This is a genomic window from Mesorhizobium sp. M0239, assembly GCF_040321815.1.
In the GTDB taxonomy this organism is placed as follows: domain Bacteria; phylum Pseudomonadota; class Alphaproteobacteria; order Rhizobiales; family Rhizobiaceae; genus Mesorhizobium.
This window is the reverse complement of sequence record NZ_JAMYSG010000034.1, coordinates 20,326-45,038: the sequence shown is the minus strand read 5'-3', so window position 1 is coordinate 45,038 and position 24,713 is coordinate 20,326. Positions and strand designations below refer to the sequence as shown.

Annotated in this window: 25 protein-coding genes; 12 read left to right on the top strand and 13 right to left on the bottom strand. The window is 62.8% G+C overall.

What is annotated here, in order from left to right; genetic code table 11:
• Positions 1-12 precede the first annotated feature (12 nt).
• The 3 genes from NKI99_RS28260 to NKI99_RS28250 form a co-directional block, all read right to left on the bottom strand.
• Entirely contained in the window at positions 13-864 is an 852-nt protein-coding gene (locus NKI99_RS28260; RefSeq protein ID WP_352612894.1) for a sugar phosphate isomerase/epimerase family protein, read from the bottom strand.
• Between the two features lie 41 nt (positions 865-905).
• Positions 906-2,093, bottom strand: a complete 1,188-nt coding sequence (locus tag NKI99_RS28255) for a Gfo/Idh/MocA family protein (RefSeq protein WP_127295124.1) — start codon at positions 2,091-2,093, stop codon at positions 906-908.
• A gap of 148 nt (positions 2,094-2,241) precedes the next feature.
• Entirely contained in the window at positions 2,242-3,297 is a 1,056-nt protein-coding gene (locus tag NKI99_RS28250; RefSeq protein ID WP_128304518.1) for a sugar phosphate isomerase/epimerase family protein, read from the bottom strand.
• A gap of 398 nt (positions 3,298-3,695) precedes the next feature.
• Here NKI99_RS28250 and NKI99_RS28245 point away from each other — a divergent pair, with 398 nt between their 5' ends.
• Genes NKI99_RS28245 through NKI99_RS28225 form a run of 5 tightly spaced genes read left to right on the top strand, consistent with a single transcriptional unit; the run spans position 3,696 to position 7,947 of the window.
• The gene (locus tag NKI99_RS28245) at positions 3,696-4,583 is read left to right on the top strand and encodes a sugar phosphate isomerase/epimerase family protein (protein WP_023812461.1); all 888 of its coding nucleotides are present in this window, start codon (positions 3,696-3,698) and stop codon (positions 4,581-4,583) included.
• A gap of 60 nt (positions 4,584-4,643) precedes the next feature.
• Entirely contained in the window at positions 4,644-5,813 is a 1,170-nt protein-coding gene (locus NKI99_RS28240; RefSeq protein WP_023812460.1) for a mandelate racemase/muconate lactonizing enzyme family protein, read from the top strand.
• 2 nt (positions 5,814-5,815) lie between these two features.
• A complete protein-coding gene (locus NKI99_RS28235) occupies positions 5,816-6,532 on the top strand; it encodes a FadR/GntR family transcriptional regulator (protein ID WP_023812459.1) in 717 nt (238 codons plus the stop codon).
• Positions 6,533-6,537: 5 nt separating this feature from the next.
• Positions 6,538-7,518, top strand: a complete 981-nt coding sequence (locus NKI99_RS28230) for a hydroxyacid dehydrogenase (protein ID WP_128304519.1) — start codon at positions 6,538-6,540, stop codon at positions 7,516-7,518.
• A 42-nt stretch (positions 7,519-7,560) separates the two neighbouring features.
• On the top strand, positions 7,561-7,947 hold the full coding sequence (locus NKI99_RS28225) for a hypothetical protein (RefSeq protein ID WP_128304520.1): 387 nt from the start codon (positions 7,561-7,563) through the stop codon (positions 7,945-7,947).
• 18 nt (positions 7,948-7,965) lie between these two features.
• On the opposite strand, the gene NKI99_RS28220 is transcribed toward NKI99_RS28225, so the two are convergent.
• Positions 7,966-9,261, bottom strand: coding sequence for an amidase (locus NKI99_RS28220; protein WP_128304521.1), 1,296 nt, complete (start codon positions 9,259-9,261; stop codon positions 7,966-7,968).
• Positions 9,262-9,367: 106 nt separating this feature from the next.
• Between NKI99_RS28220 and NKI99_RS28215 the strand changes: the two genes are divergently transcribed.
• Positions 9,368-9,715 carry a GFA family protein gene (locus tag NKI99_RS28215; RefSeq protein ID WP_023812455.1) on the top strand — a complete coding sequence of 116 codons (348 nt, stop codon included), beginning with the start codon at positions 9,368-9,370 and terminating at the stop codon, positions 9,713-9,715.
• Between the two features lie 96 nt (positions 9,716-9,811).
• Here the strand turns inward: NKI99_RS28215 and NKI99_RS28210 are convergent, their stop codons facing one another.
• Complete coding sequence (locus tag NKI99_RS28210) at positions 9,812-11,026, bottom strand: MFS transporter (RefSeq protein ID WP_352612892.1); 1,215 nt, start codon at positions 11,024-11,026, stop codon at positions 9,812-9,814.
• A gap of 92 nt (positions 11,027-11,118) precedes the next feature.
• Between NKI99_RS28210 and NKI99_RS28205 the strand changes: the two genes are divergently transcribed.
• From NKI99_RS28205 to NKI99_RS28195, 3 genes are all read left to right on the top strand, one after another.
• Positions 11,119-12,102, top strand: a complete 984-nt coding sequence (locus tag NKI99_RS28205) for an AraC family transcriptional regulator (RefSeq protein ID WP_352612890.1) — start codon at positions 11,119-11,121, stop codon at positions 12,100-12,102.
• Positions 12,103-12,400: 298 nt separating this feature from the next.
• Positions 12,401-13,372, top strand: coding sequence for an AraC family transcriptional regulator (locus NKI99_RS28200; protein ID WP_352612888.1), 972 nt, complete (start codon positions 12,401-12,403; stop codon positions 13,370-13,372).
• Between the two features lie 171 nt (positions 13,373-13,543).
• Positions 13,544-13,975, top strand: a complete 432-nt coding sequence (locus tag NKI99_RS28195; protein WP_127293503.1) for a DUF4437 domain-containing protein — start codon at positions 13,544-13,546, stop codon at positions 13,973-13,975.
• A 13-nt stretch (positions 13,976-13,988) separates the two neighbouring features.
• On the opposite strand, the gene NKI99_RS28190 is transcribed toward NKI99_RS28195, so the two are convergent.
• The 7 genes from NKI99_RS28190 to NKI99_RS28160 form a co-directional block, all read right to left on the bottom strand.
• Entirely contained in the window at positions 13,989-15,092 is a 1,104-nt protein-coding gene (locus NKI99_RS28190; RefSeq protein ID WP_352612886.1) for an ABC transporter ATP-binding protein, read from the bottom strand.
• Entirely contained in the window at positions 15,092-16,195 is a 1,104-nt protein-coding gene (locus NKI99_RS28185) for an ABC transporter ATP-binding protein (protein ID WP_352440816.1), read from the bottom strand. Before NKI99_RS28185 ends, NKI99_RS28190 begins: the two co-directional genes overlap by 1 nt.
• Positions 16,192-16,413: a hypothetical protein gene (locus NKI99_RS28180; RefSeq protein ID WP_127293505.1), complete on the bottom strand. Its 222-nt coding sequence runs from the start codon at positions 16,411-16,413 to the stop codon at positions 16,192-16,194. Before NKI99_RS28180 ends, NKI99_RS28185 begins: the two co-directional genes overlap by 4 nt.
• Positions 16,410-17,369, bottom strand: a complete 960-nt coding sequence (locus NKI99_RS28175) for a carbohydrate ABC transporter permease (protein WP_013529496.1) — start codon at positions 17,367-17,369, stop codon at positions 16,410-16,412. Before NKI99_RS28175 ends, NKI99_RS28180 begins: the two co-directional genes overlap by 4 nt.
• Before the next feature lies 1 nt (position 17,370).
• On the bottom strand, positions 17,371-18,276 hold the full coding sequence (locus tag NKI99_RS28170; RefSeq protein ID WP_013529495.1) for a carbohydrate ABC transporter permease: 906 nt from the start codon (positions 18,274-18,276) through the stop codon (positions 17,371-17,373).
• Positions 18,277-18,341: 65 nt separating this feature from the next.
• Complete coding sequence (locus NKI99_RS28165; protein WP_352612884.1) at positions 18,342-19,658, bottom strand: ABC transporter substrate-binding protein; 1,317 nt, start codon at positions 19,656-19,658, stop codon at positions 18,342-18,344.
• 359 nt (positions 19,659-20,017) lie between these two features.
• Positions 20,018-20,713, bottom strand: a complete 696-nt coding sequence (locus NKI99_RS28160; RefSeq protein ID WP_352612882.1) for a TetR/AcrR family transcriptional regulator — start codon at positions 20,711-20,713, stop codon at positions 20,018-20,020.
• Positions 20,714-20,824: 111 nt separating this feature from the next.
• Here NKI99_RS28160 and NKI99_RS28155 point away from each other — a divergent pair, with 111 nt between their 5' ends.
• Genes NKI99_RS28155 through NKI99_RS28145 form a run of 3 tightly spaced genes read left to right on the top strand, consistent with a single transcriptional unit; the run spans position 20,825 to position 23,319 of the window.
• Positions 20,825-22,021 (top strand): Tm-1-like ATP-binding domain-containing protein, encoded by a 1,197-nt coding sequence (locus NKI99_RS28155; RefSeq protein ID WP_352612881.1) that lies wholly within the window; start codon positions 20,825-20,827, stop codon positions 22,019-22,021.
• A 12-nt stretch (positions 22,022-22,033) separates the two neighbouring features.
• Positions 22,034-22,897 carry a phosphoenolpyruvate hydrolase family protein gene (locus NKI99_RS28150; RefSeq protein WP_352612879.1) on the top strand — a complete coding sequence of 288 codons (864 nt, stop codon included), beginning with the start codon at positions 22,034-22,036 and terminating at the stop codon, positions 22,895-22,897.
• A gap of 5 nt (positions 22,898-22,902) precedes the next feature.
• Entirely contained in the window at positions 22,903-23,319 is a 417-nt protein-coding gene (locus NKI99_RS28145; protein ID WP_352612877.1) for a cupin domain-containing protein, read from the top strand.
• Positions 23,320-23,516: 197 nt separating this feature from the next.
• On the opposite strand, the gene NKI99_RS28140 is transcribed toward NKI99_RS28145, so the two are convergent.
• Positions 23,517-24,707, bottom strand: a complete 1,191-nt coding sequence (locus NKI99_RS28140) for a M24 family metallopeptidase (protein WP_352612875.1) — start codon at positions 24,705-24,707, stop codon at positions 23,517-23,519.
• Between the last annotated feature and the right edge of the window lie 6 nt (positions 24,708-24,713).

The following is a 24,713-nucleotide window of genomic DNA, read 5'->3' as shown; positions in this document are numbered from 1 at the left end:
GACGAAGGGTGCCTAAGCGGCTTTCCTCCACCCGTTCCTGATATGCCTATACCCATCTCGATAAACCGCTTCCGGGCTCTCGGAAAAGTCGCGCCACACCTTGGTCGCCGCCGCCAAATCCTTGAGCGAACGGCCGAAGGCTTCGATCGTCAGCCAGTCGTCATAGCCGCTCTTGCGGATGGCCGAGAATGTCTCCTTCCACGGAATGTTGCCGCGGCCGGGCACGCCGCGATCGTTCTCGGAGATGTGGATATGCACGACATTCCGGCAGTGTTTTGTGTAGGCACCGATCGGGTCGGCCTCCTCGATATTGGCGTGGAAGGTGTCGTACATCGCCTTGATGTGCGGCCGGTCGATGGCGTCGATATGCTCCGACAGGTCCGCCATCGTGTTGAGGAGATAGCATTCGAAGCGGTTGAGCGCCTCGAGCCCGATGGTGACGTTCCTCTTGCCGGCATGGTCACCGATGGCGCGTTGCGAGGCGACCGAGCGCTTCTTCTCGGCCGCCGTCGGCCCAGCGCCGGAAAAGGCGCCGAGCGTCGAATGCAGCGGGCCGCTCAGCGTGCTGGCGCCAAGCGCATCGGCGCAGTCGATCGCCCATTTCATATAATCGACACCGGCCTTGCGCGTTGCCGCATCGGCCGAGATCAGGTTCATCGCCGGATCGCCCATCGCTGAAACCGCGGTCCGCTCCAGTCCGATGCGGTCGAGCAGTTCGCCGAGTTTTTTGTAGTCGTCGGGCGTGCCGGCGAAGATCGGTATCTCAACGCCATCGAAACCGGTTGCCTTGATGTCGCGCAACAGCGGCTCGTGTGTCTTGGACACGGCCGTCGTCCATAAGAACATGCACATGCCGATTTTCATCGACGCCCCCCTCCCCTTGGATCCCCCGGACCGCCTCTATTTCAGAGCTTCGTCCACGCCCCATTCTTCTTCGATGACTTCACGCAGGCCTCGATGAAGGCCATGCCCTCGACGCCGTCCTGGATGGTCGGGAAGACGACGTCCTTGGCCGGCTTGCCGCCCTTGCGGCGTGCCGCGCGGATAGCGCGCGCGGCCTCCTGGTAGATGTTGGCGAAACCTTCGAGATAGCCCTCGGGATGGCCTGACGGCACGCGGCTGACACGGCCCGCCACCGGCAGCGCGCCGGCGCCATTGCGGGTGATCAGTTGTTTCGGCTGGCCGAACGGCGTGTACCAGAGATAGTTCGGGTCGGCCTGCACCCATTCCAGCCCACCCTTCGAGCCATAGATGCGCAGCTTCAGCCCGTTCTCATGGCCGGGCGCCACCTGGCTTGCCCAGATCATGCCCTTGGCCGGGTGCGTCTTGCCGACCGGCTTGAAGCGCAGCATGACGTTGACGTTGTCATCGAGTAGCCGGCCCGGCACGAAGGCGTCGAGATCGGCCGACAGGGAGTCCAGTTCCAGCCCCGAGACAAAGCGGGCGAGGTTGTAGGCATGCGTGCCGATATCGCCCAGCGCGCCGCCGGCGCCTGCCTGCTTGGGGTCGGAGCGCCACGCCGCCTGCTTCTGGCCTGTCGCGGCAAGGTCCTCGGTCAACCAGTCCTGCGGATATTCGGACTGCACGATGCGGATGTCGCCGAGCACACCCTTGGCGACCATCTCGCGCGCCTGGCGGATCATCGGATAGGCGGTGTAGTTGTGCGTCAGCACGAACACCTTGCCGGTCTTCTCGACTATCGCCGCAAGCTTTTTTGCTTCGGCGAGCGTCGTCGCCAGCGGCTTGTCGCAGATGACGTGGATGCCGGCCTCGAGGAAAGCTTTTGCCGCTGGCACATGGACATTGTTGGGCGTGACGATGGCCACCGCCTCAATGCCATCGGGGCGCTTCGCCTCGGCCTTGGCCATCTCGGCATAGGATGCATAGCTGCGTGCGGGGTCGAGCCCCAGTTCGGCGGCCGAGGCCTTGGCACGGGCCGGGTCGGCTGACAAAGCACCGGCAACCAGCACGAAATCATTGTCCAGCCGCGCCGCGATCCGGTGCACTGCGCCGATGAAAGCGCCTTGCCCGCCGCCGACCATGCCATAGCGGATCGGGCCGCCTCCCGTTTCCGACTTCGATGCGCCGACCATATCTTGCTCCTCGCTGTTGCTCACCTCCCCTTGAGGGGAGGTCGATCCGCGCAGCGGATCGGGTGGGGTCGTTGAGGCAGAGTTCGGCATGAACCGACCCCTCCCGGCCCTTCGGGCCACCCTCCCCTCGAGGGGAGGGGAAACCGCGTCAGATTCCCATCATGGCGCGCAGCAACTTCTTGTCGGTGGTGCCACCGGCGAAATCGTCGAATGCCTTTTCGGTCACTCGGATGATGTGATGCTCGATGAAAGGCGCGCCCTCGGCCGCGCCGTCCTCCGGATGCTTCAGGCAGCACTCCCACTCCAGCACCGCCCAGGAATCATAATTATACTGTGTCAGCTTGGAGAAGATGCCGCCGAAATCCACCTGTCCGTCGCCCAGCGAACGGAAGCGGCCGGCACGGTTGGTCCAGCTCTGATAGCCGGAATAGACGCCTTGCCGGCCGGTCGGGTTGAACTCTGCGTCCTTGACGTGAAACGCCTTGATGCGCTCGTGATAGATGTCGATGAATTCGAGATAGTCGAGCTGCTGCAGCAGGAAATGCGACGGATCGTAATTGATGTTGCAGCGCTTGTGGCCGCCGACCGCATCGAGGAACATCTCGAAGGTGGCGCCGTCGAACACGTCTTCCCCGGGATGAATCTCGTAGCCTATATCGACGCCATTATCCTCATAGACATCGAGGATCGGCTTCCAGCGCTTGCCGAGCTCAGCGAACGCTTCCTCGATCAGCCCGGCCGGCCGCTGCGGCCAGGGGTAGAGGTAGGGAAAGGCCAGCGCTCCCGAGAAGCTGACCGAGGCCTTGAGGCCAAGGTTCTTCGAGGCCTTGGCCCCGAACTCCATCTGTTCGACCGCCCATTTTTGCCGTGCCTTGGGATTGTTGTGCACTGAAGCCGGCGCAAAGCCGTCGAACTGCGCGTCATAGGCAGGATGCACCGCCACCAGTTGCCCCTGCAGATGCGTCGACAGCTCGGTGATCTCGACGCCGGCATCCGCGCAGATGCCCTTCACCTCATCGCAATAGGCCTTGGAAGAAGCCGCCTTCTTGAGGTCGAACAGCCGCGCGTCCCAGGTCGGGATCTGCACGCCCTTGTAGCCGAGACCGGCCGCCCATTTGGTGATCGACGCCAGTGAGTTGAACGGCGCGGCGTCGCCCGCGAACTGCGCCAGAAACAGCCCAGGGCCCTTCATTGTCGTCGGCATCGGCATCCTCCCTCATTTCTCTCGACCGAGCATAGCGCCGATTGGAAACAGGGCCAGCCACTTTGGTCTTTTCTCAACGGGTGCTTGCACGCACCGCCATTCTGGTATTACCAAATGTGGAAATTTGGTCAAGCCATGCAATGCGCCACCAAGACCCTAAAATCACCCGGTGCAGGCCTATATATCTCAATATAATCAAGCAAATAATCCCCAGAGAAAGTTGCATCCCAGCGCTTCTTGCCGATCTGGAGAATTTGCTGTAGACCTCGCTTCAGGCCCAATTGGTCGAACCAGTTTGCGAGAAAAGGCTGGGAACGCCTTGGGGAGGAACCTTTGTGTCGCCTTTTGGCGATGCATGTCGCAGGCGAACCATAGAGACGAGTTGGGAAGGACAGACCATGCATCTTTCGACGCACAACTGGATGCGCGCGGAACCCTTGGAGACGACGCTCAAGCGCATCAAGAAATTCGGCTATGAGTCGATCGAGATTTCCGGCGAGCCCGAGCAGTACAAGACCAAGGAGACCCGGGCGTTGCTGAAGGAGCATGGTATTCGCTGCTGGGGCGCGGTGACCCTGATGCTGGGCGAGCGCAACCTTGCCGCCAGGAACCAGGGCCAGCGCGAGCGTTCCGTTCAATATGTCAAGGATGTGCTGACCATGGTCAGCGAACTCGATGGCGAGATCATCACGCTGGTTCCGGCGACCGTCGGCAAGGTTGTGCCTGACGGGACCGAGGAAGAGGAATGGAAGTGGGTGGTCGACGCCACCCGCGAGTGCTTCACCCACGCCAAGAAGGTCGGCGTCAAGATCGCTGTCGAACCGCTCAACCGCTTCGAGACCTATCTGTTCAATCGCGGCGCCCAGGCGCTGGCGCTGGCCGATGCGGTCAGCCCCGAATGCGGCGTCTGCCTCGATGCCTATCACATCCACATGGAAGAATTTAACGTCTATGACGCGATCCGGCAGGCCGGAAAGCGCTTGTTCGACTTCCATGTCGCCGACAACAACCGGTTTGCCGCCGGCCTCGGCCAGATCGACTGGCCGAAGATCGTCGCCACCTTGCGCGAGATCGGCTACGACGGCGCGCTGACCAATGAGTTCGTCGCGCCCGTCGACCGGACGCCGGCAGCCCCCTATCCCGACATGGTCGAGCGCAATCCGGTCGACATCTCGCCCGAGCAGCTGAAGTTCATCCAGGACCACGGCTCCAGCGTGCTCACCGAGAAATTCTACACCGACCAGATGCGCATCAACGCCGAGACGTTGCTGCCGCTGATCAAGTAGCCGACTGCCTCTGGGAAATTCGCCCTTCCGCCCTGACCGGCGGCGGGGCTGGGGAAGAATATGCGCATCAAGTCCGTCCAAGCCTGGTGGATCCGCGTTCCGATCGAAGCCGCTCGGCAGCACCGCAGCGACTTCGGTCAGGTGACGACCTTCGACGCCGCCATCCTGCGCATCGAGACCGATGACGGGCTGGTCGGCTGGGGCGAAGGCAAGAACGCCGCTGGCAGTGCCGGCAGCTACGGTGCGCTCGTCCACATGCTGAACCATGAGGTCGGGCCGCAACTGGTCGGCCGCGATCCGGCCGACATCGGCGTCATATGGGAGATGCTCTACAATGGCGTGCGCCACGACAGCGCCGCGCGTGGCGGCCACGCCATGCCGCAACTGGCGCGGCGCGGCATGAGCATCGCCGCCATCAGCGCCGTCGACATCGCGCTGTGGGACATTCTTGGCAAATCGCTTGGCGTTCCGGTCTGGCGGCTGCTCGGCGGCCGCAAGCTCGATCGCATGCCGGCCTATGCCTCCGGCGGCTGGGCGGCCGCCGACGCCATCGGCGAGCAGTTGAAGTCCTATATCGCCAAGGGCGGCTTCAAGGCGCTGAAGATGCGGGTTGGCGCCATGGATGGCGCGGCGCACATTTCCGCCACCCGCGTGCGGGCCGCACGGCAGGCGCTCGGCCCCGATGTCGAACTGATGGTCGACGCGCACGGCACCTACACGGTGGCCGAGGCCAAGCGCTTCATCCACCTTGTCAACGATTTGGACCTCGCCTGGTTCGAGGAACCTATTATCGCTGACGACAAGCCCGGCATGGCTGAAGTGCGGGCGTCAGGTGCCGTCCCGATCGCCACCGGCGAAAGCGAGGCGACACGCTATGCCTTCCGCGACCTTGCCGTGCTCAAAGCCGCCGACATCTTCCAGCCTGATCCCGCTTTCTGCGGCGGCATCAGCGAGGCGATGAAGATCGGCACCATCGCCAGCGCCTTCAATTTGCGCTTTGCACCCCATTTGTGGGCCGGCGCGCCCTGTTTTTTCGCAGGCTTGCATGTCTGCGCCGCCTCGCCGTCGAGTTTCACCGTCGAATATTCGCTTGGCGCCAACCCGATGATCCATGATCTGGTCGAAGAGACTGTCGAAGCCAGGGACGGTATGATAGCGATCCCGGAAAAACCGGGTCTGGGATTCACCATTTCGGAGCGGTTCCTGGAGGCGCACGCGCAACGCGGTTGACGATGAAAGAAAAGAACCTCCTCGCAGAACTCGCTGCCTACCTGTTCTCCCATTCGGACAAGGAGAGCGGCCGAACGCCTTCGGAACGCGAACTGGCGGAGCATTTCGCCGTCAGCCGCGGTCAGATCCGCGAGGCGCTGGCCATCCTGGAGGCCATGCGCATCGTCGAGCGTCGAGCCAAGTCCGGTATCTACATCGACACCAAGCAGGCCAGTGTGGAGGCCATGGCGCTTTTTGCCCGCGCAGGCCTGCCGCTCGACCCGATCCAGATCTACGAGACGGTCGAACTGCGCAAGATCCACGAGATCAAGGCGGCCGAACTTGCCTGTTCGCGCGCCACCGAGGAGAATTTCGAGCGGCTGCGCGAAATCCTGAAGGCTTCGGAAGAGCGCATCGCCGCCGGCGAAGGGCTTGCCAGGGAAGACCGCGAATTCCACCTCGAAATCGTGCGCGCCACCAAGAACAGCGTCTTCCACAATGTCTGCAGCGTCTACTACATGATGGGCGAGCAGCGCCTGCCGATCTATTTCAACGACCCCGAGCGCAACCTGCGCTCGCATGCCGAGCATATCCAGATCTATGAGGCGCTGCTGCGCCGCGACGGCAATCTCGCCCAGGCGCTGATGAGCGCCCATCTTCAAGGGGCTGAGAGCTACTGGAAAGGCCTGATCGAGGGCCATGGCGAGGAGCCGCAAAGCCCGGCGCTCGAAAGAGCCTGATCGACATGGCCCGTATCCTCACGACCCACGCCCTGCACCCGCGCGCCTCGGCCATGCTCTCAGGCGCCGGCGAACTCGTCGTCGCCTCCGCCATCGATCCGGCCACGCTGGCCGCCGAGGCTAAAAATGCCGAGATCGTCATCGTGCGCGCGCCGCTGCCACCACAGCTTTTCGACGGCGCAAAGCTGCTGAAGGCGGCAATCCGCCATGGCGCCGGGCTCGACATGATCCCCATGGAAGCAGCGACCGTCGCCGGCGTGCTGGTGGCGAACGTGCCGGCGGTCAATGCCCGCTCGGTTGCCGAGCACGTCATGTTTGCGGCGCTTGCTTTGCTGCGCAATTTCCGCGCCGTCGACCGCGACCTGCGCACCAAAGGCTGGCTCGCCGGCCGCGAGCACGCCAATTCCAACATCGAGCTTGCCGGCAAGACGATCGGCATCGTCGGCCTCGGTGCCGTCGGCCAGGCGGTCGGCCATATCGCCGCGCACGGCTTCGACTTGAAGGTGGTGGCAACGACGCGCAGCATGCAGCCGGCGCCGGACAAGGTCGGCTTCCTGTCGATCGACGCGCTGGTCGAGCAGAGCGACATCATCGTGCTCTGCTGCCCGCTGACGCCGGAAACGCGCGGCCTGATCAACCGTGAGCGGATCGCCCGAATGAAGCCCAATGCGCTGCTGATCAACGTGTCGCGCGGACCGGTCATCGACGACGACGCGCTGATCGAGGCGTTGCAGAAACGCCGTATCGGCGGCGCCGCGCTCGACGTGTTTGCGACGCAGCCGCTGCCGTCGAATCATCCCTATTTCGGCTTCGACACTGTCATCATCACGCCGCACATGGCCGGGATCACCGAAGAATCGATGATGCGCATGGGCGTCGGCGCGGCGGGTGAAGCCTTGCTGGTGCTGGCCAACAAGCTGCCGGTCAATCTGCGCAATCCGGAAGTGGTCGATCACTACCGGCGGCGGTTTCCGGAGAGCCTGTAACACATCGCGGTTTCGCCCCAATTCTCCGCGACGTTGAGAGCCATGTCCGATCCACGCCTCGCATCCCTGGTAGCCGTCGTGTGTTCGCTCTGCGCCATGCCGTCATTCGCGGCCGAAAGCAGCTATGTCTATTGTGACAACGGGCTGCGCTGCTTCAAGGCGCCCTGCCCATCGAACAGCGCGCTCGACCTTGGCACCGGCACGATCATCAAGGGCGTGTCGATCGACCCCAGCGGATTGCCGCAGGCCGACAAGGCGATAACCGATCTTTCCGACGCGCTTTATGCCGGCAAGATCGTCGTCAGAGGCTCGATCGAGCACCGCACCCAGACGATCACCGGCAAGGAGCACAATCTCCCCTGGCTGGTCGCGACCCATATTGTGCGGACCGCCAAGGACAGCGAACGCAAGCACTGTTCGTCGCGCTGATAGGCAGGTCAGCCCTGGTCACGCGCCAAGCAGCTGTTCTATTTCAGCAGCAATCCGCAGCAGGCGCCGGTCGTGCCCGTTGCGCGCCACCAGCATCAATCCGGCGGGCAGCGCCGTGCCCGGCATCGGCAGCGAGATTGCGCAGAGATCGAACTGGTTGGCGACCTGCGTGTTGCGCAGCAGCAGGCCTTCGGTGCGGTCGCGCAACTCGGCATCGTCAGACATCGAAACGATGGTCGGCGCCGTCACCGGCGTGGTCGGCAGAGCCAGCACATCGACCGATGCCAGCCGCTCGTCCATGGCGGCGACGAGCGCTGTGCGGCGGCGCATTGCCCTGATGTAGACAGGCGTCGGCAGCATTGCCGCCCGCGACAAAGGTCCGCTGACATGCGGGTCGACCGGCACCGAAGCCCCTGTCGCCAGCCAGTCGGCATGCACTTCGGCCCCTTCCATCGCAGCGATCGAACCCCGCTTGGTGGCAGCCCGCATATCGGCAAGCAGATCGTCGATCGACAGGTCGGCGATCCGCGCGCCCGTCTGTTCGATCTTGCCAAGGCAGCGGTCGAACGCGGTCGCCACCTCGTCTTCCGTCTCTTCGAAAAGAACGCCGCGTGGAATGCCGACGCGAAGCCCTGCAAGGGCAATCGGCGTCAGCGCGGTCGGCACTTCACCGGCCATTACGGCGTCGGCGGCGGCACATTGGGCGACGGTTCGGGCAAGCGGACCGATCGAGTCCAGCGTGGCGGACAGCGGGAACGCGCCGGCAAGAGGCACGCGCCGCGCAGTCGGCTTGAAGCCGACGACACCGTTGAGTGAAGCCGGAATGCGTATCGAACCGCCGGTGTCGGAACCGATCGATATTTCGCTCGTCGCCTCACCGACCGAGACGCCGGCGCCTGAGGAAGATCCGCCCGGAATGCGGCTGGCGTCCACGGCATTGCCGGGCGTGCCATAGTGCTGGTTGTCGCCGATCGCGGTGAAGGCGAATTCGGTCATGTTGGTCTTGCCGATAATGACCGCGCCGGCTTGCCGCAGCCGGCTGACGATCACGGCATCGCGCAGCGGAGGTGCTGCGGTCCTAAGCATCAGCGAGCCAGCCGTGGTTGGCTCGCCGGCGACATCGAACAAATCCTTGATCGAGACGATGGTGCCGTCGAGCGGCCCTAGCGTCACACTTGCCCGCTTGCGGGCATCGCTGGCATCAGCCGCGGCCCGTGCGGCTTCGGCATAGAGCTTCGTGAACACGCGCTCTTCGCCGGCACGGGCGGCGAGGCGCGCGAGAATGGTTTCCAGATGATCACGAACGGATTGCATTTTCGGTGTCGGACTCCGAACGCCTTGAACGTCCTTGGGGCATGGCTTGCCGAGACTTAACCCGGCGCAGGCGGTTTTGCACCCTGTCTAATGCGAGGAAAATCCGATGCTCTACAAAGGCAGCTGCCACTGCGGCAAGGTCGCCTTCGAATTCAAGGCCGAACTGACGGGCGCCTTGCGGTGCAATTGCTCGATCTGCTCGCGCAAGGGCGCCCTGTTGTGTGCCATCCCGCACGGGACCTTGCAGGTCCTGGCCTGGGGCGACGATCTCGGCACCTACACATTCGGCAATCATGCCATCGCGCACCGGTTCTGCCGGGCCTGCGGCATCCATCCCTTTGCGGAGGATGTCCGCGAAGGCAGCGAACGCAGTGCCTACATCAACATCAACTGCGTGGCCGATCTCGACCCCTCGACCCTGTCGGTTTTCGATTTCGACGGGCGGTCGGCCTGAGTTTGTTCGCCCCTGCCATCACAACGGCGCCGGCCCGAAAGCCGTGATGGTTCTCGGGCCGACGCGCAGTGTCAGGGAAGCCTGATTGCGGCCAGGCTACTCGGCCTGCTTCGGGCCGCGCAGGAACACAACGATGGCCGCCAGCAATGTCGCGGCGCCGCAATAGGCGAAGGCACTGGCGACGCCGGTGTGGTCGACCAGCAGGCCACCGAAGACGGCGCCGAGCGCGATCGCCACCTGGAACGTCGCCACCATCAGCCCGCCGGCGCTTTCGGCCTGGTCGGGTGCTGCCCGCACCAGCCAGCTCTGCAGCCCGACCGGCACCGCGCCGAAAGCAAAGCCCCAGACCGCGACGGCGGCAGCGGCGATCGTCGGCGAAGCCCTGAAACCCAGCATCGAGGCGGCGGCCAGTGCGATCAGCAACGGCGCCAGCGCAACGGCTGCCTTGAGGCTGCGCTCGGCCAGGATACCGCCGGCGACATTGCCGAAGAAACCGCCAATGCCATAGGCCAGCAGCACCAGCGAGATCGTCTCGATGTCGAGCACGGGGACCTTCTCGAGGAAGGGACGGACATAGGTGAAGCCGGCAAAGTGTCCAGAAGCGACCAGCAGCACGACCAGCAGCGCCACCCTGATCGACGGACGCTTCAGCACGTCGAGCAAGGTGCGGAAGCTTGCAACACCCACGGGGGGCAATTTCGGAATGGTGGCCAGCTGCACCAGCAGCGCCAGGGCGGCGACGACGGTCGCAATCATGAATGCCGTGCGCCAGCCCCAGATGTCACCAACGTAAGCGCCGACCGGCGCCGCGCAGACGGTCGCCAGCGAGACGCCGGTCAGGATGATCGACATGGCGCGCGGCATCAATCGCATCGGCACCAGCCGCAGCGCCATCGCTGCCGACATCGCCCAGAAGCCGCCAAGTGCTACGCCGAGCACGACACGGGCAAGCAGAAGCACGGGCAGCGATGAGGCAAAGGTGGCCAGAAGATTGGACAGGATCAGGAATACGGTCAGCATCCACATCACCAGCCTGCGATCCATACGCCTGGTGATGATGGCCATGGTGGGTGCGGCAATGGCTCCGACGATCGCGGTTGCCGTCACCGCCTGTCCGGCCACGCCTTCGCTGACGCCGAGATCACGCGCCATCGGCGTCAGCAGGCTGGCGGGGAGAAATTCAGCGGTGACGAGGCCAAAAACACCAAGTGCCAGCGAAACAACGGCGCCCCAGGCCGGCTCGGTTCGTTCGTCGGAGTCCGCAGGGTTCAAAAGTGTGGCGTCGATGACGCCTGTCGCCTGTTCGGCCATGGTCAGTCTCCGAGTTGTTTTGCAGCGCAGCATTTGGCTGCAACGCAACATAGGGAGTGACCACCTGGAGCTTCCATGCTAGAAACCCCATCATGCTTGACAATTCGTCCAAAATTCCGATCACTGGCGACCCGCTCACCGACATTTTGCGTGGCTTGCGCCTCGATGGCGTCGAATACGGCCGCTTCGAACTGAAGGAACCCTGGGGCATTCAGTTTCCAGCCCAGCCAGCGGCGCGGTTTCATTTCATCGGCCGCAAAGGCTGCTGGCTGAAGCAGCCATCCGGCGAATGGGTGGAACTCAAGGCAGGCGACGCGGTGCTGCTGCCGCGCGGTGCGGCGCACGTGCTGGCCAGCGAGCCCGGCGCCCAGGCTTGGCCGATCCACGGCTACGAAGTCGAGGAGGTCTGCAAGGACGTCTACTGCACGTCGAACGAAGGCATGTCGGAATGCTGCCGGCCGGGAACCCTGTTGTTTTGCGGCAGCATGTACTTCAATCTCGATGGCCTGCACCCCCTGCTCGGCATGATGCCGGATGTGATGCGCACGCATGAGTTGGAAGCCTATGAGCCCGGCATTCCGCATCTGCTGGAATCGATGGAGCGTGAGGTGACGATGGAGCGCGTCGGCTCCGGCGGCATCCTGGCGCGGCTGGCCGACGTACTGGCCGCCACCGTCATCCGCTCATGGGTCGAGCGCGGCTGCGGCGACGCCTCCGGCTGGATCGCCGCCGTCAGGGACCCGGAAATCGGCCGCGTGCTGGCCGCCATCCATCTCGAGCCAAACCATGACTGGACGGTCGAGTCGCTGGCCAGGATGATGGGCGCCTCGCGATCGGGATTTGCCGATCGCTTCGCCACCATCGTCGGCGAAACCCCGGCAAAATATGTCACCCAGGTCAGAATGCATCAGGCACGGCAATGGCTGGTCCGCGACCGGATTAAGATCTCCGTCGTTGCGGCGCGTCTCGGCTATGAATCGGACGCCGCCTTCAGCCGCGCCTTCAAGCGCGTCATCGGCTCGGCGCCCAGCCATCTCCGGGCCGAGGAACAGGCCGATATCCGCCAGGCCAGCTGACGCACAGGGTTCCGAACTCAGCTTGACAAAGGCAGCACCCAGTTCGGCGGTCCCGGCAGTTTTTTTGCCGGCAGCTTTTCGCGATAGGAATTTTTTCTTGACTCGGTGACCTCAGCTATGCTACATTTTTGCCCATGGTGCTGATTTGCGCCAGTGACCCGCCGCACAGGTGGGTTTTGCGTTTGATGCTACGTCAGCCGACGCCCCGGCGGAGGAACCCGTTGGCCCGAGTTTGTTGCCCCTGAGCTGACGCATGGAGGCCGTGACGGACTGGTGATTCCAGGCTAGAGAAATCAGCATGGTTTTCACCTCGCCCAAGACTGCCTTCCCGGCCTCGGACGGTCCGCTAACCGACATCTTGCGCGGATTGCGGCTTGATGGCGTCGACTATGGCCGCTGCGAACTTTCAGACCCATGGGCCGTGTTGTTTCCTGCCCAGAAGGCAGCAAGGTTTCACTTTATCGGCCGCCGCCAATGTTGGCTGTTTTCGCCAGCCGGGGAATGGATTGAGCTGACACCCGGCGATGCATTGCTCTTGCCGCGCGGTGCCGAGCATGTCGTTGCCAGCGCGCCTGGCATTCCGGCCGTGCCGATCGAAAGCTACACTGTCGAGCCTTTGCAGGACAATGTCTTCAATGTCTCCAACGGCGGCCACGGCCCGAAAACCTTGCTGTTTTGCGGCAGCATGCACTTCAACCTGGACGGGTCGCACCCCTTGCTGGGCATGATGCCGGACATGATGCGCGCCAAGGAATTGATGGCTGGCGAGCCAGGTATTCCGCATCTGCTGGAAGCCATGGCCGCCGAAATCACCATGAACCGGGCCGGCTCTGGCGGCATGCTGGCGCGACTGGCCGACGTGCTGGCTGCAAGCATCATCCGTTCCTGGGTAGAAAACAGTGGCGGCGACACCAGAGGCTGGATCGCGGCGATCAAGGATCGCGACATCGGCCGCGTACTTGCCGCCATTCATCTGCAACCCGACAGGAACTGGACCGTCGAAGCGCTCGCGCGCGAAATGGGCGCCTCGCGATCGGCCTTCGCCGAACGCTTCACGGCCATCGTCGGCGAAACACCGGCGAGATATGTCGCCCGCATACGCATGCACCAGGCGCGGCAATGGCTGATCGACGATCGGATGCGGGTATCAGTGGTCGCCGCCAGACTGGGTTACGATTCCGAAGCGTCGTTCAGCCGGGCGTTCAAGCGCATCATAGGCATCGCGCCCAGCCACCTGCGCACTGTCGACGGTACCTCCGGAAACCGCTGAGGCGATCCCGGATCCGCGGCCGCGGATTGCCGGGTCTGGATGAATTGCCGGGTCTGGATGAATTGCCAAGCCTTCCGGACGCAATGCCATTGCCGGGCCACCCGCATGCAATAGCTTGCCAGAACCAAGCAGCGAGAGGCCGGCGGCCAGTCGGTCCGAAGAGGAGAACCAATGCCAAATCATCCGAAGGTCATCGCACTCGCCGTCATGCTTGCGGTTCCCGGGCGCGCCTTTGCCCTCGAGGACAGCTACCTGCCGGCCGACAAGATCCCCTATGTGGCGGAAGTACCCGACCAGCCGCATCGTCTTGGCCCATTGTGGGGCGAGCGGGCCAAGGGCCCGGCAGGCACGTTGCTGAAGGTTCCCGGCAACTGGCGTGCACCGGTCCATGCGCACACCGCGGATTATCGCGCGGTGGTCATAAAGGGGCTGTGGGCGCACTGGCAGATGGATGGCGGCGAGGCGACCAAGGTCGAACTGCCTCCTGGATCCTATTGGACCCAGAAGGCCGATGAGATGCATGACGACGCCTGCGTCTCCGACACGGAATGCGTGATCCTGCTGATCAACGACACGCCCTACGAAACCTACTTCCAGAAATAGGCTGGGATGCAGCCTATGAGGCGTGTCGCAAGCTGACGCCGCTGCCCTTGTCGAACAGCACCACCTTGTCGGGGTTCCAGGCAAAGCGCACCGCCTGCTCGATGGCGACGTCGGTCCTGGCCGGCACGGTGGCACGCAGCGTCGCGTCGCCGACGCGCAGCGTCAGGATCTTTTCGACGCCGTGGTTCTCGACGTCGTGGACGCGCGCCTCGACCGGCGCGCCGCTCTCGAGATAGACGTCCTCGGGACGAATGCCGAAGACGAGCGGGCGACCGTCGGTCGCCGCACCCGCCTTTAGCCCCCCGAAAATCTTGGCTCCCCCTGAAAATGGCAGTTCGAAATTCAACGGAGCCATCACCGCGCGGCCGTTCACAAGCTTGCCGTCGATGAGGTTCATCGGCGGCGAGCCGACGAAGCTCGCCACATAGGTGTCGCGCGGATTGTTGTAGATCTCGTGCGGCGTACCCGTCTGGACGATGCGGCCATGGTTGAGCACGCCGACCTTGTCGCCCATCGACATCGCCTCGATCTGGTCGTGGGTGACGAACAGGAAGGTGGCGCCGAGCTGCATCTGCAGGTTCTTCAGTTCAGTCCGCAGCGCCTCGCGCAGCTTGGCGTCGAGTGCCGACAGCGGCTCGTCCATCAGGAACACACGCGGCTTGCGCACGATGGCGCGGCCGATCGAGACGCGCTGCATCTCGCCGCCGGACAGCCGATCCGTCTTGCGGTCGAGCAGATGCTCGATCCGCAGCGTACGGGCGGCACGGTCGACGCGATCCTTGATCTCGGCGTCGGGCAGCCGGCGAATTTTCGGCTTCAGTGGGAATTCGAGATTTTCGCGCACCGTGTAGCGCGGATAGAGCGAATATTGCTGCAGCACCAGCGCCACGTCACGCTCGGCCGCACCCCAGTCGGCGACATCGACGCCGTCGATGAAGACCTGGCCTTCGCTCGGCTTTTCCAGCCCGGCGATAAGCCGCAGCGTCGTCGTCTTGCCGGCGCCCGTCTCGCCCAGCAGCACGAAGAACTCGCCATCGGCAATATCGAGATCGAGCCCGGTGAGCGCAGTGTGGTTGCCGAAGGTCTTCGAGATGTTCTTGAGCTGGATATGGGCCATCAGAGTCTCACCTCAAGCGACTTGCCGCTTGCCTTGTCGAAGAAGTGCGCCTGGGTCGGGTCGATCCTGGCGAAGACCCTTTCACCGGGTCCGGCAACAAAGCCGCTCTTGGTGCGAGCCCGCAGCAACTCGGTTCCGACCTTGAGATCGACGATGTCGAAGGAGCCGAGCGGCTCGACGATATGTGTGTCGACAGCAACGAAGCCCTCGGTCGCCTCGCGCCGAATGAGCACGCCCTCCGGTCGGATGCCCAGCGCGAGCTGCCGCCCGGCATGGCCGTTGAGCTTCGACAGCAATGCCTGCGGAAATTCGAAGCCGGAAGCCGCGCCGCCGACCGTTACCGAGACCGCGGATCCGGTCTCGGCGACTGCGGCATCGGTGACATTCATCACCGGGCTGCCGACGAATTGCGCCACGAACAGATTTGCCGGCTGCGAATAGACCTCGTCGGGCGTGCCGACCTGCTGCAAGACGCCTGCGTGCATGATGACGATGCGGTCGGCCAGGCTCATGGCCTCGATCTGGTCGTGCGTGACATAGATGGTGGTCGAGCCCTGCTTGATGTGCAGCCGCTTGATTTCCGCGCGCATCTCCTCGCGCAGCTTGGCGTCGAGCGCGCCGATCGGCTCGTCCATCAGCATGGCCTTCGGCCGCCGCACCAGCGCCCGGCCGATGGCGACGCGCTGCATGTCGCCACCCGAGAGCGCCGACGGCTTCTTGTCCAGCAGGTCGGTGATCTGCAGCGTCTTGGCGACGGAGCGAACCTCGCTGTCGATCTCCGTCTTGCTCTTGCGCGTGGCACGCAAGGGGAAGGCGATGTTCTCGTAGACGCTCATATGCGGATAGAGCGAGAACGACTGGAACACCATGGCGATGTCGCGGTCGGCGGCCTTCAAATGCTGTACCGGCTTGCCGTCGATGAAGATGTCGCCCTCGTCGATGGTTTCCAGCCCGGCGATGGCGCGCAGCGTTGTCGTCTTGCCGCAGCCCGACTGGCCCAGCAGCACGATGAACTCGTTGTCGGCGATCTTGAGGTTCAGGTCCTTGATGACCTGGACGGCGCCGAAGAATTTCTGGACGCCGCGAAGCTCGATCTGGGTCAATGCTGTGCTCCCGGATTGCGCACCTGGCCGGTGCCGGCCTTTTCCTCGGGCGCGATCTTGGAGGTTACGTTGAAGCCGACGAGTCCGATCAGGATGATGGTCAGGCCATAGGTGTGCAGCAGCATGCTCCAGGGCTGGCAGAGCGCGATGATGCCGAGCACCATCAGGATCTGCGATCCGGGCTCGAGGTATTTCTGGTTGATGGCGCGAAAACTCATTTGCGGATCGCTCCGAAGGACATGCCGCGCAACAGATGGTTGCGAAGCAGGAAGGTGAAGATGGCGACCGGCAGCAGGAACAGGAAGGTTCCGGAGGCGATCACCGTCCAGTCCGGCAGGCCCGAACCGACCTGACTCGGGATGAAGGGAGGCGCGGTCTGGGCGCGGCGGTTGGTCATGATCAGCGCAAAGGCGTATTCGTTCCACGCGGTGATGAAACAGAACACGGCGGTGGCGGCGATGCCCGTGGCGGCCTCCGGCAGCACGATCTTGAAGAACGCCTCCATGCGCGTGTAGCCGTCGACAAGCGCTGCCTCCTCATACTCCTTCGGGATCTCGTCCATGAAACCCTTCATCAGCCACACGGAGAAGGACAGGTTGAAGGCGGTGTAGAGAATGATCAGGCCCAGATGCGTGTCGTTGAGCCCGACTGCCCGGTACATCAGGAACATCGGAATGGCGACCACCACCGCCGGCAACATGCGCGTCGACAGGATGAAGAAGAGCAGGTCCGCCTCCCCTTTCACCTTGAAGCGCGAGAAGCCATAGGCGGTGAATGTCCCCATGCCGACCGCCAACACCGTCGAGGTGATGGCGATGATGAGCGAGTTCAGGAAGCGGCTCGGATATCCCGACCATTGCACCTGGCCCTTGCCGTCGCGCACGATCTTCTCGCCGCCGTCGAACACGACGCGCTCCCACCATGGGGCGGCGGCATATTCTTCGGCCGACGGCGGGCTGCGCAACTGCGAGCGCTTTGTGAAAAGTTTGACGAAAGGCGAGATGGTCGGCTCGAACATCACGGTCGGCGGGATCGTCGTGGCCAGGTTGCGTGGCTTGAACGAGGTCGCCACGATCCAGTAGATCGGCGCCAGGAAGATGATCGTCACCAAAAGGACGGCGACAATAGCGACCTTGTTGAGCGCCCGTTCACCCGAAGTCTGGACGGCCGCCATCTCAGCGCTCCTTAACTTTGTTGAGGTATTTCACATAGATGTTGGTGATCGCCAGCACCATGATCAGCACGATGTAGGCAAGCGCGCAGGAGCGCCCTGTCTGCCATTCCTGGAAAGCCATCTTGTAGAGACGGATGGAAATCACCTCGGTGCTCGGCTGCGTCGACAGCACATAGGCAAGATCGAAAGTCTTGAAGGCTTCCATGGTGCGGAAGATGACCGCGATCATCAGGATCGGCGCGACCAGCGGCAGCGTGATGCGGAAGAAGGTATAGAACGGCCCGGCGCGGTCGATCGCGGCAGCTTCATAAAGATGCTTCGGCACCGCCGAAAGCCCGGCGAGCGACAACAGCATGACGAAGGGCGACCACATCCAGATGTCTGTGAACGCGACCGCGTAGAGCGCCATCTTCGGATCGCCGAGCCATTGGAATTTGCCGAGGTCGAGCACGTAGTTGATGACACCCCAGGACGGATCGTAGAGCAGTTTCCAGAACAGGCCGACCACCGCCATCGAAAGCATCATCGGCAAGAGCAGCAATGTCGTGATCAGGCCCTTGAGCGGAATGGTACGATTGAGCAGCATCGCCGTTCCAAAGCCGACGACAACCTGACCGACGACCGAGACGATGACGTATTTCGCGGTCACCGCGAAATTGTTCCAGATATAAGGGTCGCTGAGGAGCTCGCGATAGTTCTTCAGTCCGACGAAATTGGCCGGCGCATTGGTCGATGCGCGGAAGTCGGTGAAGGAATAGCCGAGCGAATAGATCAACGGAAAGATGTTGAAGACGATCAGGAACACGATCGTCGGGATGATGAAGAGGTTGCGTATCGAAATGTCGCTGAGGCCGCGAGAGGCGGCTCTGGAGGAGGTATTCAGCGGTGTGATCATTGTGGTCGCCAAGACCTGCTCCCATTCCTGAAAAAGAAAACGGAGGAGGCACAGGCCTCCTCCGCACTACATGTCGGTTATTGGCCGCGGCCGTATTTCTTGAACGTGGCGTCCCAATCCTTCGCCAGCGCATCCAGCATATCCTTGGCCGTACCATCGCCGTTTACGATGTACGGATAGACACGCTGGTTGAGCTGCTGCAGCAGTTCCGCATATTCCGGCACCGCCCAGAAGTCCTTGACCTTGAACATCGTGTCGTAGAAGGCCTTGTTGTAGGGCGTGGCGTTCTGGAACTCGGCCGATTCCAGCACGGCCTTGTTGCAGGTGTAGCCGCCGAGGGCTGCCCACTTCTTCTGCGTATCGTCCTGGATGAACCACTTCAGGAATTTCATCGCCTCTTCCTTGTTGTTGGAATAGGAGACGACGGAAATGCCCTGGCCGCCGAGCGCGGCGAATTGCTCACCACCTGGACCTGCCGGGTTGGCGAAGAAGCCGGTGTTCTTGGCATGCGGGTTCGACGCCTCGTTGATCAACGAGGGGAAGAAGGCGAAGTAGTTCATGCTCATCGCCGCCAGGCCTTCGGTGATGGCCTGGTTGTTCTCGACGAAAAAGGCGTTGGTCCAGCCCGGAGGCGTGAAGCCGAACAGCTTGCGGTAGTTTTCTGCCGCGGCTACCGCCTTGTCCGAGTTGATGATGCCGTCGACCTTGTAAGTGCCGAAGTCGCCGAGCTCACCGCCATACGAGAACAGCGCGTTCTCGAAGCCCATCGCCAGGCCGTCATACTGGTTCTGGGTGTAGATGGCGATGCCGTAGCGGTTCTGGTCGGGCCTATTGAAGAACTCCGCGATGTCGGTCATTTCCTTGAAGGTCTTGGGAACGGCAAGTTCGTAGCCATACTTGGCCTTGAACGCTTCCATTTCCTTCGGGTCCTCGAACCAGTCCTTGCGGTAGGCCCAGCCCACTGCGTCGCCCTCGGCCGGGATAGACCAGTATTTGCCGCTGTTGCCGGGATATTCGGAGTAGAACTTGACCGTCGCCGGAGCCATCTTGTCGAGAACCTGGTTCTCTTTGACGAAGTCCGTGAGGTCGACATAGTGACCGCCCTCGGAGGCGGCACCAAGCCATTGCGAGTCGCCGACGACCAGGTCATAGGCGCTGCCCTTGGCGTTGAACTCGGTGAAGGCCTTGGTCTGGAAATCGGCCCACGGGGTGGTTTCCACCGTGATCTTGACGCCGGTTTGCTTCTCGTACTCGTTGCCGAGTTCCTGCAGATAGTTTGCGGGATCCCATTCAGCCCAGAAGATGGTGAGTGACTTTTCCTGCGCGTAAACGGACGTTCCGCAGGCAAGCGTTAAGCCGATACCAGCAAGTACGCTGGTCACTAACTTGCGCATAATGATTTCCTCCCTTGTGCGCGTTCTACCTTATCGTGCGAGCCGGCGACGTGGCCGGCCCTGGTAGTTCCTCCCGTGATCGCACCTTTCCGGTTTCGGGCCTCCTCGCCCCGCCGGAAAATGGATCGCAGCCCTCACTTTCGATCCGCTTTTCTGATCCAATCTGGTATTACCAATTTTGCATGCACGTCAAGCCCTTTCTTGGCAGCTTGACATGGCCATTGCCATGGGATTCCCGCTTTATCTGCCTGTTTTACCAAGATTTTCCTACTCAGTGATATGATTGGGTATTGTCCGATACTCCACCCAACGGCTAAGATCGGTAGTGTGCATGCCAATCTGGTCGAACCAGTTAGGCTCTATTTCATGACTGCCTTCGGATCGAGGCTGCCTCCTTCATCGACCGATTCCGCGACTGCCGCACGCACCAGCGCCCCGGCCGCCCACTGTGCGACCGCCCTCGTCCGGCGGCTGTCCAGCCCCCAGATATCCTTGAGCACGATCAGCACCTCGACGCCGAAGATCAGCGACAGCGCCTGCGCCAGCCGCTTGAAGTCGCGCGGCGGCAAACGGCCCTTGAGCGGCGCGATCGCATCTTTCAGCAAGTCGATGCGATGGCCGCGCGTAAAGGCGGGCTCACCGCCCAGCGTGCCGGCCTGACGTCGCGCCCATTGATCGAGCGACAGCTTCAGTGCTGCCTTGAACGTGGCTTCGAAGGCCTCGATGCGCGGCATGGCCGTGTCGAACAGCTCCGCGACCCGGCGCTCGGCATCGGCGGAGGTGGATTGCCAGGTGAGGATTGGCCCCAGCCCCTCGTCGACGACGGCCTGCACCAGTGCCGACTGGCTCGGGAAGTAACGATAGGCGGTGGCGCGGGAAACCTCGGCGGCCTCGGCGACCTCGCTGACCGAGGGTGTGACGCCCGCCTGCATCAGCCTTGTTGCCGTCTCCAGCATCAGCCGTTTCGTCCGCGCGCGCGGCCCACGTTCGGGCACTGGACCGGTTGCCCGTTCAGCGTGGTCGATCGCAGCGGATTGTTGACGTGAGACATTCATGCCAATACGATACGCTCGTCTCAAAAATTTGCAATGGCGTCCGCATCGTCGAGTGGCCCGGGCAATGAGCGATGGAGGCGGCATCGCGCCTGCCAGGATTGGGGGAGCGCAATGAAGCGTATCTATGTGGTGGGTACCGCGGACACCAAGGGCGAGGAACTCGCCTTCCTGGCCGATGCGATCGCTGCTGCGGGCGCCCTCGTTAGCCGTGTCGATGTCGGAACGCGCGGCGCAACCATACCTGTCGATATCAGCGCGAGGGAAATCGCCGACCATCATCCCGGCGGCCGTGACGCCGTGCTCGGCGGCAATGATCGTGGCGCCGCGGTCGCCGCGATGGGCATCGCCTTCGCCCGCTTTGCCCAATCGCGCAACGACATCGCAGCCATGATCGGCATCGGCGGCGGTGGCGGCACATCGATCATCACGTCGGGCATGCGCGCCCTGCCACTCGGCTTGCCCAAGATCATGGTCTCGACGCTCGCCTCCGGCGATACCGCACCCTACGTCGATGTCTCCGACATCATCATGATGCCAGCGGTGACAGACATGGCCGGACTGAACCGGCTCTCCCGTGTCGTGCTGCATAATGCGGCTCAAGCGATATCGGGTATGGCTGCCAGACCAGCGCCGCCGCCCGACGGCAGACGGTCGATCGGCCTCACCATGTTCGGCGTCACCACACCTTGCGTGACCGCCATCGCCGACCAGCTCCGTTCTAGATATGACTGCATGGTCTTCCACGCCACCGGCACAGGCGGCCGCAGCATGGAAAAGCTGGCCGACAGCGGCTTGCTGTCCGGCGTCGTAGACATCACCACGACCGAAGTCTGCGACCTGCTATTCGGCGGTGTGCTGCCGGCGACTGACGATCGTTTCGGCGCCATCGCTCGCACGGGGCTGCCCTATGTCGGCTCCGTCGGCGCGCTCGACATGGTGAACTTCTGGGCGCCTTCGACCATCCCGGAGCACTATCGCGATCGGCTGTTCTACGAACACAATCCCAATGTCACGCTGATGCGCACCACGGCGGACGAATGCCGTGCGATCGGCGAGTGGATCGGCACCAGGCTCGCCCGCTGCGGGGGGCCGGTGCATTTTCTCATCCCGGGAAAAGGCGTCTCGGCGCTCGACATCGAAGGCGGCGCCTTCTTCGACCCGGAAGCCGACGCCGTTCTGTTCGATGCCATCGAGCGCACCATCAAGCCCAACAGCAAGCGCCGCGTGACGCGCCTGCCGCTGCACATCAACGACCCGGAATTCGCAAAGGCTGCAACATCAGCCTTCCTCGACATCGCCAGACAGTGAGAGATCTCAAAGATGCCCGCCATACCGCGCAAGGACATATTGAAGAAATTCAGGGGAATGATCGACAAGGGCGTGCCGATCGTCGGTGGCGGCGCCGGCACCGGCCTGTCGGCGAAGGCCGAGGAAGCCGGCGGCATCGACCTCATCATCATCTACAATTCCGGCCGCTACCGCATGGCCGGGCGCGGCTCGGCCGCCGGCCTGCTCGCCTATGGCAATGCCAACGAGATCGTCAAGGAAATGGCCTATGAGGTGCTGCCGGTGGTCAGACACACGCCTGTGCTGGCCGGCGTCAACGGCACCGACCCGTTCGTCATCATGCCGCTGCTATTGGCCGAGTTGAAGACCATGGGCTTTTCCGGCGTGCAGAACTTTCCCACCATCGGTCTGTTCGACGGAAGCATGCGGCAAAGCTTCGAGGAAACCGGCATGGGCTTCGGCCTCGAGGTCGACATGATCGCCGAGGCGCACAAGCTCGATCTCTTGACCACGCCCTATGTCTTCAACCCCGACGAGGCCCGCGCCATGACCAAGGCCGGTGCCGACATCGTCGTCGCCCATATGGGTGTGACGACAGGCGGCTCGATCGGCGCCACGTCAGCCAAGTCGCTCGACGACTGCGTTCAGGAGATCGACGCCATCGCCAATGCCGCGCGCTCGGTGCGCAAGGATGTCATCCTGCTTTGCCATGGCGGCCCGATTTCGATGCCCGACGACGCCCGTTACATCCTCTCCCAGGCCAAGGGTCTGCACGGCTTCTATGGCGCCAGCTCGATGGAACGGCTGCCGGCGGAAGCTGCGATCGCCAGACAGACCGCTGATTTCAAATCGGTGACGCTTGGTGGCCAGAAGACCACGAAGAAAAAGAAGGGATGAGAGAGATGACCGACAAGAGCAAAATGTTTGTCTACCCGAAGGACGTCAGCGCCTTCGGCTTCGACTGGGGAAAATTGGCGCTGACGGTGGCGCCCGAAGTGAATGGCGCGACGCGCTTTTCCGGCGGTGTCGTCGACCTGCCTTCCGGCAAGGGCCACACGCGCCACAACCATCCGGGCGCCGAGGAAATCATCTTCGTCATATCAGGTCATGGCGAGCAGATGGTCGAGGACGAAAAGGGCAATCCGGTGGTCGCAAAAGTCGGCCCCGGCTGCACCATCTATGTCCCGGAAGGCCGCTTCCATTCGACGCTCAACACCGGCGACGGGCCGATGCAGCTTTTCGTCGTCTATTCGCCGGCAGGGCCCGAACTGGTTTTGCGGGAATTACCGGATTTCAGGCTGATTCCGGCGGGGCAGTGATCTTTCCTCCGTTCCCGCGTTTGCTGGGAGGCCCGCTCATCCGGCCGCTTCGCGGCCACCTTCTCCCCGAGGAGAGAAGAGACGAGCATCATCGCCGGCAATCCTCCTCTCCCCTCGGGGAGAGGAGGATTGCCCCGAATTGCTCTTCGCAATTCGGATAGCAATCCGGGTGAGGGGGCAGCGCCCTTCAGTACCAGCTAGGCCGCACCACCCCTGTTCCAGCCCCTGCCACGGTCGCCGAACATCACATAGCCGGTTTCGGTGACCGCCAGCGTGTCCTCCAGCTTGATGAAGCCACGCGTCGGGTGGAGCATGGTTGTCTCCACCGACAGCACCATGTTCCTTTCCAGCGGCTTGGCCGCATAGGTGCCTTCATAGGTCACCGGGTGGTTGGTCATCAGGAACGGCGCCTCATGTGTGATCAGGCCCATGCCATGGGCGAAGAAATCCGTGTAGGGCGCGACCTTCGAAGCCTTCAGCACGCCCTCGGCATGGGAAATCATGTCGCCGCCCAGCGTGCCCGCTTTGACTTTTGAGAAGGCCGCCTGCTGCACCGTCTCGACCTCGGCCAGCAAATCTCTAAGTTCGGCATCCGGTTCGCCGAGGATGCCCATGCGGCAGAGGTCGCCGATATAGCCGTGATAGTTGCCGCCGGAATCGATTGACAGCACCTCGCCTTGCTTCCACGCCTGCGGTGAAGCGGCGCGGTTGTGGCTGGAACCCAGCGTCAGCAGGCAATATTCGAAATGGATGCCGCGATTGGTTTCCTCGCGCCGCAGCTGCTCGATGATCTCGGCCTTGGTCGTGCCTTCGCGTGCCCAGGCAATGGTCGCCAGCATGGAATCGGTGATCAGTTCGGAGGCCGTGCGCAGCTTCTCCAGTTCGGCATCGGTCTTGATGGCGCGCATGCGCTCCAGCATATCGGTCGCATCGATCAGTCTGGCGTCCGGCAACGCCTTGCGGATCAGCGTATAGGCATCCGACGGCAGGAAGCCAGGCTCGATGCCGATGCGGGCGCCGGCCTTGCCGATCTTCTGCAGATGTTCGACGGCGAGATTGGCAGCGTCGAGCGTGCCCCAGCAGGCGGCGTGCAGCGTCGGCGTCCAGAACGGGTTGTTCTGATGTTCGCCGCCTTCCATGCGGTTGCCGATATAGGCGGCATGGTCCGGCCCGCCCTTTTCGTACACGACGATCGGCAGATACCGGCTGTGGCCGATCGCATCCATGGCGGCGAAGAAGATGAACTTGTAGCCGCCCAGCAGGTATTGCGTGTTGTGCTTGGAGGTGGCGAGCAGCACATCGATGCCGGCGTCCTCCATCAGCCGGTCGACCCTTGCCTGGTCGAACGGGATATTGCCGACCGCATTCTTGCCCGGAGCAATGTTCATCTCTCT